This window comes from Streptosporangium sp. NPDC002721, from assembly GCF_042888905.1.
Taxonomy (GTDB): domain Bacteria; phylum Actinomycetota; class Actinomycetes; order Streptosporangiales; family Streptosporangiaceae; genus Streptosporangium.
Window position 1 is genome coordinate 81765 of record NZ_JBIAQI010000017.1, and the last position, 11025, is coordinate 92789.

Sequence of the window (11025 nt, forward strand, 5' to 3'; positions counted from 1 at the left end):
CTGCCTTCCTCTCTCGCGCTACTACGCCTGCTCAGGAGATGCCGAGCTCGTTGTCGATGAAGTTGAGAATCTCGTCCGCCGTGGCGGCGGCCAGCCGGTCGGCCACGTCCTCCTCCGCGGGGCCGGAGTCCGGACTCCTCTCCTTCCAGGAGAAGAGCAGCTGCTCCAGCCGGGCCGTGATGTCCTCGGAGGTCGCGCACCCGGCCGCGACGACGGCCAGCCTGGCCTCGATCCGGTCGAGCTCGGCCAGGATCTGCCGGTCCGCGCTGTGCGCCGGCGGCGCGATCTCCTCCAGCAGGTGCCCGGCCAGCGCGGCGGGGTTGGGGTAGTCGAAGACCAGCGAGGCGGGCAGCCGCAGCCCGGTGGCGGCCCTGAGGCGGTTGCGCAGCTCCACCGCGGTCAGCGAGTCGAAGCCGATCTCCTTGAACGCCCGGCCGGGCTCCACCGCCTCGGGCCCGGCGAAGCCGAGCACCGCGGCCACGTGGCCCCGTACCAGGTCGAGCAGCATCGCCGTCCGGTCGGCCTCGGGGAGGGCCGCCAGCCGGTCGCCGAGGGACTCGGCCTCCTGCGCCCCGGCCACCACGACGCGGCGGGCGGTGGTCCGCACCAGGCCGCGCAGCAGCGGGTGCCCGAAGCCGGCCGCCGCGCCCGCGCGCAGCGTGGCGAGGTCGAGCCGCATGGGTACGAGCGCCGCCTGGTCCGCGCCCATGGCCAGGTCGAACAGGTCGAGGCCCTGGTCCAGGTCGAGCGCGCCCATGCCGGACCTGTTCAGCCTGCCGATGTCGGCCTCGTCCAGGTGGCCGGTCATCCCGCTGCCGCTCCGCGGCGACCACAGGCCCCAGGCCAGCGACGTCGCCGCCTGCCCGCGTGCCCGGCGGTGCGCCGCGAGCGCGTCCAGGAAGACGTTGGCCGCCGCATAGTTGCCCTGGCCGGGGCTGCCGAACACGCCGGCCGCGCCCGAGTAGAGCACGAACCGCGCCAGGTCGAGCCCGGCGGTGAGCTCGTGCAGGTTGACGGCCGCGGTGACCTTCGGCCGCAGCACGGCCTCGACGCGCTCGGGGGTGAGCGAGGAGATCATCCCGTCGTCCAGCACGCCCGCCGTGCTGAACACGCCGGTCAGCGGGTGCTCGGCCGGGATGTCCGCGAGCAGCGCCGCCAGGGCGTCCCGGTCGGCCGCGTCGCACGCGACGATCCGCACGGTGGCCCCCAGGGCGGTCAGCTCCTCCTCCAGCTCGGCGGCGCCCGCGGCCTCGGGGCCCCGGCGGCCGGCCAGGACCAGGTGCCGCACGCCGTGCCCGGTCACCAGCCGCCTGGCCGCGAGCGCGCCGAGCGCGCCGGTGCCGCCGACGACGAGCACGGTGCCCTCGCCGTCGAGCTCGGCCGGCATGGTCAGCACGACCTTGCCGATGTGACGGGCCTGGGCGACGTGCCGGAACGCGTCGCCGGCCCGGCGGACGTCCCAGTCGCGGATCGGCGGCAGCCGCAGCGCGCCCCGCGCGAACAGCTCGACGACCGTGGCGAGGATCTCGCCGGTGCGGGCCGTGCCGAGCCGGGTGAGGTCGAAGTTCTCGTAGCGCGCGGGGAGCACCGAGGCCGGGTCCCGCACGTCCGTCTTGCCCATCTCGATGAACCGCCCGCCGGGGCGCAGCAGCCCGAGCGAGGCGTCGACGAACTCCCCGGCGAGGGAGTTGAGCACCACGTCCACCCCGGCGCCGAAGGTCCGCGCGAACTCCAGGGTCCGCGAGGAGGCGATCCGCTCGCGGGGCACGCCCAGCGCGTGCACCGCGTCCCACTTGCCCTCGCTCGCGGTGCCGCAGACCTCGGCCCCCAGGTGGTGGGCGAGCTGCACGGCGGCCGTCCCGACGCCGCCGGCGGCGGCGTGCACCAGGAGCGACTCCCCGGCGCGCAGGCCGGCCAGGTCCACGAGCGCGTGGTAGGCGGTGACGAAGGCGATCGGCACGGACGCCGCCTCGGTGAACGTCCACCCGTCGGGGATACGGGCGAGCAGCCGGTGGTCGGTGACGGCCAGCCGGGCGAAGCCGTCGACGATGCCCATCACCCGGTCGCCCACCGCCAGAGTGGTGACGTCGTCGGCGACCTCGACGACGACGCCCGCGCCCTCGCCGCCCATCGGGGCGTCGCCGGGATACATGTCCAGGGCGATGAGCACGTCGCGGAAGTTCAGTCCCATCGCCCGCGTCGCGATCCTGACCTCGCCGGGGGCGAGCGGCGGGTTGTCCGCCGGCAGCAGCGCCAGGTTGTCGACCGTGCCCCGGCCGGTCACGTCCAGCCGCCAGTTCCCGGCCCCGGCGGGCGGGACCATCGCGCCGCCGCGGCCGGACCCGGCGCGGGCCAGCCTGGGCGCGTACGCCGTCCCCTCGCGGAGCGCGAGCTGGGCCTCCCCCCCGGCCAGCACGGCGGGCAGCGCCCGGCGGGAGTCGGGGTGATCGTCCAGGTCGAGCAGGATCAGCCGGTCGGGGTTCTCCGACTGCGCCGACCTGGCCAGCCCCCAGACCGCCGCGTTCGCCAGGTCCGCCACCTCGTCGTGGCCGGTCGCGGCGACGGCGCCGTGGGTGACGAGGACGAGCCTCGAGGCCGGGAAGCGCTCCTCGGCCAGCCAGGTCCGCAGCAGGCCGAGCACCTCGCACGTACGGGCGGCGACGGCCTCGGCGAGCGGGCCCGCCGGTCCACCGTCCAGCGACACGTACACCAGGTCGGGCACCTGTTCCGTCGCGAGGAGGGCGGCCAGGCTCTCGTGCCGTACGGCGTCGATCCCGGCCCGGGACAGCTCGGCCGCGTCGCCGACGACGGCCCACCGCTGCCCGGCCGGTACCTCTCCGGCCGGGACGGGCGCCCAGTCGAGGACGTGGAGCGAGTCGAGCGCCGCGCCGGCGGCCGGGGAGGCGCCGCCGGCGGGCAGCGGGCGCAGCAGCAGAGCCGCCACGTCGGCGACCGGGGCGCCCGCCTGGTCGGTGACGGTGAGCGCCACCCGTCCGGCCTCCGGGATCGAGAGCCGGGCGCGGACCGAGGTGGCCCCGGTGGCGTGCAGCCGCACGCCGGTCCAGGCGAACGGCATCTGCGGCCCGGCCTGCGCGCCGGTCTCGTGCAGCGCGACGGAGTGCAGCGCCGCGTCCAGGAGCGCGGGGTGCAGGCCGAAGCCGCCGGTGTCCGTGCCCTCCGGCAGGGCGACCTCGGCGAAGACCTCCTCGCCGCGCGTCCAGACGGCGCGTAGCCCCTGGAAGGTGGGGCCGTAGCCGAGACCGGCCTCGGCCAGCAGGCCGTACATGCCGGAGACGTCCACGGCCTCGGCGTCCGCGGGCGGCCAGGCGGTGGTGTCCGGCACCGGCCGCCGGGCCGGGCCGGTGGCGAGGACTCCGGCGGCGTGGCAGGTCCACGGGTCGTCGGACAGCCCGCCGTCGGGCCGCGCGTGGACGGCGAGCGTGCGCCGTCCCTCGTCGTCGGGCGCTCCGACGGCCAGCTGGAGCTGGACCGCCCCCCGCTCGGGCAGGGTGAGCGGCGCCTGGATGGTGAGCTCGTCGACGAGGTCGCAGCCGACCTCGTCACCGGCGCGCAGCGCGAGCTCGACGAAGGAGGTCCCGGGCAGGATCACCTGCCCGTTGACCGCGTGGTCGGCGAGCCAGGGGTGCGTCCTCAGCGACAGCCTGCCGGTCAGCAGGACGCCCTCCGCGCCGGCCAGCGGCACGGCCGCGCCGAGCAGGGGGTGTCCGGCCGCGCCCAGGCCGGCCGCGCCGACGTCGCCGGCCTGGGCGGTGCGCTCCTCCAGCCAGAAGTGCCGGTGCTGGAAGGCGTAGGTGGGCAGGTCGACGACGCTGGGGTGGGCCGGGGCGAGCACCCGCTCCCAGTCGACGTCGCCGCCGCGCGTCCACAGCTCGGCCGCGCCGGACCACATCCGGCGCTGGCCGCCCTCGTGGCGCCGCAGGGTGCCGACGGCCGTGACGTCGCGGCCGGCCGCGTCCGCCGTGTCCTGGACGGCCATGGTCAGCACGGGGTGGGCGCTGCACTCCACGAACACGCCGTGTCCCTGCTCCATCAGCGCGCGCACCGACGGCTCCAGCCGGACCGGCCGTCGCAGGTTGGTGTACCAGTACCCGGCGTCGAGCCCGGTGCCGTCGAGCCAGTCGGCGGTCACGGTGGAGAAGAACGGGGTGTGGCCGGCGCGGGGCTCCACCGGCGCCAGCAGCCTGGCGAGCTCGCTCTCGATGGCCGTGACGTGCGCCGAGTGCGAGGCGTAGTCCACCTCGATCCGCTTGGCCCGCACCCCGGTCGCCTCGTACTCGGCGAGCAGTTCCTCCAGGGCGTCCACGTCGCCGGAGATCACCGTGGCGGCCGGGCCGTTGATCGCGGCGATGGACACCCGGCCGTCCCAGGGGTCCAGCCGCTCGGCCACCCGCTCCGACGGCAGCGCGACGGAGACCATGCCGCCCTGACCGGCGAGCGCGATGATCGCCCGGCTGCGCAACGCCACCACCCGGGCGCCGTCCTCCAGCGACAACGCCCCCGCCACCACCGCGGCCGCGATCTCACCCTGGGAGTGACCGACCACCGCCGAAGGGGTCACCCCGAGGGACTGCCACACCGCCGCGAGCGAGACCATCATCGCCCACAGCACCGGCTGGACCACGTCCACCCGATCGAAGCCCGGCTGGCCCTCCTCGGCGCGCAGAACACCGGTCAGCGACCAGTCCACGAACCCCGACAGCGCCACCTCACACTCGGCCATCCGCGCCGCGAACACCGCCGACGACTCCAGCAGCTCCACACCCATCCCCAGCCACTGCGAACCCTGGCCGGGGAAGACGAACACCGTCTTGCCACCCGAGCCGGGCGTGCCCTCGATCACCCCGGCGACGGCGGTGCCGTCCGCCAGGGCGCGCAGCCCGGCCAGCAGCTCGTCGCGGTCCGCGCCCACGACCACCGCGCGGTGGTCGAACGCGGACCTGGAGACGGCGAGCGAGTGGGCCACGTCCTCCGGGCGCGTCCCGGATCCGGCGACCGCCGACGCCAGCCGTCCGGCCTGGTCGCGCAGCGCCTGGGCGTTCCGCCCCGACAGCACCCACGGCACCGCGGGCAGCGCCTTCGGCTCCTCGCCGGCTTCTGCCGCGTCCTGCGCGGGGGCCTCCTCCAGGACGACGTGCGCGTTCGTGCCGCTGATGCCGAACGACGAGACGGCGGCGCGGCGCTCGCGCCCGCTGTCGGGCCAGGCGACGGCCTCGGTCAGCAGCTCCACCGCGCCGGCCGACCAGTCCACGTGCGGGCTCGGCTCGTCCACGTGCAGCGTCCTCGGCAGTACGCCGTGCCGCATCGCCATCACCATCTTGATGACCCCGGCCACGCCGGCCGCCGACTGGGTGTGGCCGATGTTCGACTTCACCGACCCGAGCCACAGCGGCCGGTCCTCGGGACGGTCCTGGCCGTAGGTGGCGATCAGCGCCTGCGCCTCGATCGGGTCGCCGAGGGTGGTGCCCGTGCCGTGCGCCTCGACCGCGTCCACGTCCGCGGGCGACAGACCGGCGTTGGCCAGCGCCTGACGGATCACCCGCTGCTGCGAGGGACCGTTCGGCGCGGTCAGGCCGTTGCTCGCGCCGTCCTGGTTTATCGCCGACCCGCGTACCACCGCCAGGACCGGGTGGCCGTTGCGGCGCGCGTCCGACAGCCGCTCGACCAGGAGCATGCCGACGCCCTCCGACAGGCCGAAGCCGTCCGCCGCGCCGGCGAAGGCCTTGCAGCGGCCGTCCCTGGCGAGCGCGCCCTGCAGGCTGAAGCCGATGAAGCCGAGCGGGGTGCACATCACCGTGACACCGCCCGCCAGGGCGAGGTCGCAGTCGCCGTTGCGCAGCGCCTGCACCGCCAGGTGCAGCGCCACCAGCGACGACGAGCACGCCGTGTCGACCGTGACCGCGGGCCCCTCGAACCCCATCGCGTACGCGACGCGGCCGGAGGCGATGCTGCTCAGCGTGCCGGTGACCAGGTGCCCGACGGACTCGATCGGCACCTGGTCGGAGTGGCGGCCGTACTCCTCGTAGGCCGCGCCCACGAACACGCCGGTGCGGCTGCCGCGCAGCGAGCCGGGGTCGATGCGGCCGTGCTCGATCGCCTCCCAGGAGGCCTCCAGCAGCAGCCGCTGCTGCGGGTCCATCGCGAGTGCCTCGCGCGGGCTGATCCCGAAGAACTCGGGGTCGAACTCGCCCGCGCCGAGCACGAAACCGCCGTCCTGCGTGTACGAGGCGAAGACCGCCTCCGGGTCCGGGTCGTAGATCCCCTCGACGTCCCACCCCCGGTTGCCGGGCAGCCGGGAGATGGCGTCCCCGCCCTCGGCGACCAGCCGCCAGAGGTCGTCGGGGCCGTTCACCCCGCCCGGGGTGCGGCAGCTCATCCCGACGATCACGATCGGGTCGTCGGACGCGTCGCCGCGAACCGCCCCGGCGGCCGTGACGTCCTCCTGGACGCCCAGAATCTCGGTCCTGGCCAGCTCCGCGAGCGCCTTCACGTTCGGGTAGTCGAAGACCACGGTGGCCGGCAGGCGGATGCCGAGGGCGAGGTTGAGCTTGCCGCGCAGTTCGACGGCCGTGACGGAGTCGAAGCCGAGGTCGCGGAAGGCCCGGTCGACGCCGACCTCGGCCGGGTCCGCGTAGCCGAGCACGCCGGCCACCTCCTTGCGGACCTGGGCGACCAGGAGGCGGGTCTGGTCCTGCGGGCTGAGCCGGGCCAGCTGGGCGCCCGTCTCGGACACCTCGCCGCCGGTCTCGGCGCCGGTGCCGAGCACCTCGACGGCCTCGGGGACGCCCTCCAGCAGGGGGCGGCGGCGGGCGACGCTGAAGAGCGGGGCGAAGCGCGGCCAGTCGATGTCCGCGATCACCAGGTTGGTCTCGTCGTCGTCCAGCGCCTGCCGGAGTCCCTCGACGGCCGTGAGCGGGTCCATGTAGCGGATGCCGCTCCTGCGGGCGTCGTCCTCGCCGAGCAACGTGGTCATCCCGCCGCCCGCGGCGTCCCAGAAGCCCCAGGCGATCGCGGTCGCGGGAAGGCCGCGGGCGCGGCGGTGGGCGGCGAGCGCGTCGAGGAACGCATTGCCCGCGGCGTAGGCCCCGTTGTGGGTGCCGCCCCAGACGCCGGCGCCGGAGGAGAACAGCACGAAGGCGTCGAGCGGGCCGGCGAAGAGCTCGTCCAGATGGGCGGCGCCGGTGATCTTGGCCTGGGTGGCCAGGGCGAGCTCGTCGGGGCCGAGGTCGCGCAGCGGCTGGATGTGCGGGACTCCGGCCGTGTGGAAGACCGATCTGATGGGGTCGCCGCCCGCCTCGGCCTCTCCGGCCAGGGCGGCGAGCGCGTCGCGGTCGGCCACGTCGCACGCGGCGACCGTGACCCGCGCGCCCAGCCCCTCCAGCTCGGCCACGAGCTCCGGGACGCCGGGGGCGTCCGCGCCGCGCCTGCTGGTGAGGAGCAGGTGCTCGACGCCGTCGCGGGCGAGCATGCGCGCCACGTGCGCGCCCAGGCCGCCGGTGCCGCCGGTGATCAGGGCGGTGCCGCGCGCCCGCCAACGCTCTGCCGGGGCCTGCCGCTTCCTGGGCGCCCTGGTCAGCCTCCTGGCGAAGGTACCGGAGGCGCGGACGGCCAGCTGGTCCTCCTCCCCGGCTCCGGCGAGCACGCTCACCAGGCGGTCGAGGACACGGGTGTCGAGGGTCTCCGGAAGGTCGACGACGCCGCCCGCGCGGCCGGGGTGTTCCAGGCCGAGGACGCGGGCGAGCCCGGCCACCGCGCCCTGGACGGGGTCGCGGACGGCGTCGGCGCGGCTCACGCCCTCGCCGCCGTCGGTGCCGATCCACAGCGGCGCGTCCACGCCGTCCGTGGCCTGGATCAGCGAGAGGATCCGGGCCGGGTCGCAGTGCAGGGAGAGCACGCCCGCGGGGGCGGCCTCACCGTGAAATGGCATCTCGTCGCCCAGCGCGACCACCTCGGGCCTGGCGCCGTGCCGCTCCAGGGCCTCGGCGACGGAGAGCACCGAGTCGTCGGCGGCGCGCGCCGCCGGGACCGCGATCAGCCAGGTGCCGGACAGCGAGGACGGCCCGGCGTCCGGCAGGGTGACGGGTTCCCAGGTCACGCGGTAGCGCCAGGAGTCCAGCACGTCCTGCTCGCGCCTGCGGCGCCGCCACGACGACAGCGCGGGCAGCACGGCGGCGAGCGGCGAGCCGTCCTCGATGTCCAGTGTCGCGGCGAGCGCGGCCACGTCCTCGCGCTCCACGGCCGACCAGAACTCGGGGTCGGCGGCGGCGTCGGCCGCCTGCTCGGGCGCGGCGTTGCCCGGCATGAACCAGAAGCGCTTGCGCTGGAAGGCGTAGGTGGGCAGGTCGACGCGCCGGGGGCAGGCGTCGGCGAAGTAGGCGTCCCAGTCGATGGCCAGGCCCCTGTTGTGCAGGTGGCCGAGGGCCTCGACGAGCGCTCGCGCCTCGTCACGGTCCCTGCGTCCGGCCGGTACGAAGGCGACGGCGTCGTCACCGTCGAGGACCTGCCTGGCGAGGCTGGTCAGGACGGCGTCGGGGCCGATCTCGACGAACACCGTGGCGCCGTCGGCGCGGGCGGCGGTGACGGCGTCGGAGAAGCGGACCGCCTGCCGTACGTGGTCCACCCAGTAGCCGGGGTCGGTCAGCTGTCCCGGCCGGGCGCGCTCGCCGGTGACGTCGGAGATGATCGGCACCGCCGGCTCGTGGTAGGTGAGCGATTCGGCGACCCGGCGGAACTCCTCCAGCATCGGCTCGACCAGCGGCGAGTGGAAGGCGTGCGAGACCCGCAGCCTGCGGGTGCGGGCGCTCACCAGCGCGGCGACCTCCTCGATCGCGGCCTCGCCGCCGGAGATCACCACGGCCTCCGGGCCGTTGACCGCCGCTATGCCGACGTCGCGCCCCTCCAGCAGCGGCAGCACCTCGGCCTCGGGGGCGGCGATGGCCAGCATCGCCCCGCCGGAGGGCAGCGCCTGCATCAGCCGCGCCCGCTCGGAGACCAGCGCGCAGGCGTCGGGCAGCGAGAGCACCCCGGCCACGTGGGCGGCGGCGATCTCCCCGACCGAGTGCCCGACCAGCACCTCCGGGGTGACGCCGAGCGAGGTGAGCAGCCGGTACAGGGCGACCTCGAAGGCGAACAGCGCCGGCTGGGTCATCCCCGTCTCGGCCAGCACCTCCTCCGGGCCGGAGAACATCGCCTCGCGCACCGGGTGCGGCAGCATCGGGTCGAGGACCTTGCATACCTCCTCCAGCGCGTCGGCGAACACCGGGAACGCCTCCGCCAGGGTGGCGCCCATGCCCACCCGCTGGCTGCCCTGGCCCGCGAACAGGAAGGCGAGCTGCCCGCCCGTCCCGGTCCCCGTGACGGTTCCCGGCAGGGGCGCGTCCTCCGCGAGGGCCTGGAGGCCGGCCAGCAGCTCGGCCCGGTCCGCCCCCACGACCACCGCGCGCCGGTCCAGCACGGCCCGGCCGGTCGCCAGGGACCAGCCCACGTCCGCCACCGGCAGGTCCTCGTTCGAGGCGGCCCACGTGTGGAGCCGGCCGGCCTGCGCCGCGAGCGCCTGCTCGTCCCTGGCGGAGACCACCCAGGGCACCAGCGCGAGCGGCAGCCTCTCCGGCTCGGCCTCCTCGGGCCGGACCGGCGTCTCCTCGATGATCATGTGGGCGTTGGTGCCGCTGAACCCGAAGGCCGAGACGGCCGCCCGGCGGGGCGCCTCCTCGCGCTCCCAGGGGCGGGCCTCGGTGAGCAGCTCGACGGCGCCCGCCGACCAGTCCACGTGCTCGGTCGGCTCGTCCACGTGCAGCGTCCTGGGCAGTACGCCGTTCCGCAGCGCCATCACCATCTTGATGACGCCGCCGACGCCCGCGGCGGCCTGGGTGTGGCCGATGTTCGACTTCAGCGAGCCCAGCCAGAGCGGCCTGCCGGGGGCCCGGTCCTGGCCGTAGGCGGTGATGAGCGCCTGCGCCTCGATCGGGTCGCCCAGGACGGTGCCGGTCCCGTGCCCCTCCACCGCGTCGACCTGCGAGGGCGACAGGCCCGCGTCGGCCAGCGCCTCCCTGATCACCCGGACCTGGGAGGGGCCGTTCGGCGCCGAGAGGCCGTTGCTGGCGCCGTCCTGGTTGACCGCGCTGCCGCGGATGACCGCGAGCACGTCGTGCCCGTTCGCCGTGGCGTCCGAGAGGCGTTCGAGCAGCAGCACGCCCACGCCCTCGCCCCACCCGGTGCCGTTGGCCGCGGTGGCGAACGACTTGCACCTGCCGTCACCGGACAGGCCCCGCTGCTGGGAGAACTCGATGAACGTGTTCGGCGTCGCCATCACCGTGACGCCGCCGGCGAGCGCCAGCGAGCACTCGCCCCTGCGCAGGGCGTGCACCGCCAGGTGCAGCGCCACCAGTGACGACGAGCACGCCGTGTCGACCGAGACGGCCGGGCCCTCCAGGTCCAGGGCGTAGGCGACCCGGCCCGAGGTGACGCTGCCGAGCGCCTCCGCGCGGAAGTAGTCGTGGTACATGACCCCGGCGTAGACCCCGGTGCGGCTGCCCCGCACCGAGACCGGGTCGATGCCCGCGTTCTCGAAGGTCTCCCAGCACGTCTCCAGGAACAGCCGCTGCTGCGGGTCGGTCCCCAGGGCCTCGCGCGGGGAGATGGCGAAGAACCCCGCGTCGAAGTCGGCGGCGTCGTAGAGGAAACCGCCGTGCCTGGCGGTGGTCGTGCCGGGGTTGTCCGGGTCGGGGTGGTACAGGTCCTCTCGCCAGCCGCGGTCGGCGGGGAACTCGGAGATCCCGTCACCGCCCTCGGCGACCAGCCGCCACAGCTCCTCGGGCGAGGTGGCCCCGCCCGGGTAGCGGCAGCTCATGCCGACGATCGCGATGGGCTCGCGGTCGCGGCCCTCGATCTCGTGCAGCTGCCGACGGGTTTGCTGGAGGTCGGCCGTAACCCGCTTCAGGTAGTCCCTGAGCTTGTCCTCGTTTGCCATCTCGGATATTCCTTCTCAGCAGAAGCGCAGCGGAAGCG

At 75.5% G+C, this 11025-nt stretch carries 1 protein-coding gene; it reads right to left on the bottom strand.

Annotation, left to right across the window (positions count from 1 at the left end; translation table 11 throughout):
• Positions 1 to 31: 31 nt before the first annotated feature.
• On the bottom strand, positions 32 to 10987 hold the full coding sequence (locus ACFYWM_RS24480; RefSeq protein ID WP_389917761.1) for a type I polyketide synthase: 10956 nt from the start codon (positions 10985 to 10987) through the stop codon (positions 32 to 34).
• Positions 10988 to 11025 lie beyond the last annotated feature (38 nt).